The following is a 448-nucleotide window of genomic DNA, read 5'->3' on the forward strand; positions in this document are numbered from 1 at the left end:
CAACCGGCTGCCCGCGCTCGCGCGCAAGCCGGCGCCGGTGGAGGTCACCTGGCTCGGCTACCCGGGCACCACCGGGCTGGACGCGATCGACTATCACTTCGCGGACCGCTTCGGCGTGCCGTTCGGCGAGATGGAGCGCCAGTACAGCGAGAAGACCGTCCACCTGCCGGCCGGCGGCACCTTCAAGCCCGCCGAGAACGCGCCGCCCGTCAACCTGCTGCCGGCGCTGCACAACGGCTACGTGACCTTCGGCAGCTTCAACCGCCTGAACAAGCTGCGCCACGACGTGATCGCGGTCTGGGCGCGCATCCTGCACGCCGTGCCGGGCTCGCGGATGCGGATCGGCTCGATCCCGCGCGACGGCGGCGTCGACATGCTGCTCGGCTGGTTCAGCGCCGAAGGCATCAGCCACGACCGCCTCGACCTGCAGCCGCGCGCGCCGGCCGCG

1 pseudogene is annotated in these 448 nt (G+C 72.3%); it reads left to right on the forward strand.

The annotated features are described in order from the left end of the window. A pseudogene (locus HWY05_RS37910) lies at nucleotides 1-448 on the forward strand (glycosyltransferase); the annotation flags it as partial.

Origin of the sequence: Paraburkholderia sp. BCC1876, from assembly GCF_902833695.1 — a bacterium.
GTDB lineage: Bacteria > Pseudomonadota > Gammaproteobacteria > Burkholderiales > Burkholderiaceae > Paraburkholderia.